The 601-nt window shown below is 74.6% G+C and carries 1 pseudogene; it reads left to right on the top strand.

Features of this window, described 5'->3' with window-relative positions:
• Nucleotides 1–129: 129 nt before the first annotated feature.
• A pseudogene (locus CCL05_RS42730) lies at nt 130–601 on the top strand (ArgS-related anticodon-binding protein NrtL); the annotation flags it as partial.

The raw sequence follows: 601 nt of genomic DNA, 5'->3' as shown, positions 1-601 counted from the left end.
GGCGAGGCGGCGGCGTCGCCCCGCGTCAACATCGCGCCCCGCGTCCACATCGCGCCCGGCGTCCACATACCGGACCCTCCCCAAAACCGGCTCGCTTCTCCACCCCCCTCCTCCCATACGCTTGTCCCCGTGACCCCCGTCGAGCTCTCCCGCACCGTGCTGCACGCCGTGCGCCGCGCCGTCGACGAGGGTGAGCTCAGCGTGACCGTGCCGGAGCGCGCCGTGGTCACTCCGCCGGGGCCCGGGGGCTGTGGCGACTACGCCACCAGCATCGCTCTCCAGCTGGCCGGCGCGGCAGGGCAGCCGCCGCTGCGCGTGGCCGAGATCCTCAGGGCGCGGCTGGCCGGTGAGGCCTTCATCGACGATGTCGTCGTCACGGGGCCCGGGTTTCTCAACTTCAGCCTGGAACGCGACGCCTCCGCACTCCTCGNNTCCGAGCCGTCGTCGTCGCGGATGCCGTGGCCCGCGTGCTGCGCAGCCAGGGCGACGTCGTCAGCGTCATGTGCGACGGCCCGCCCGCCCCGGAGTGGGAGACCGTCCTCGGCGTGGATGCCGGCCCCTCGGGCAGTCGCACCGGCTCCGCAGGCCCCCGCACCCTCCC

The organism is Streptomyces africanus (assembly GCF_002150735.1).
Taxonomy (GTDB): domain Bacteria; phylum Actinomycetota; class Actinomycetes; order Streptomycetales; family Streptomycetaceae; genus Streptomyces; species Streptomyces africanus.
This window is presented reverse-complemented; position numbering and strand designations above follow the sequence as displayed.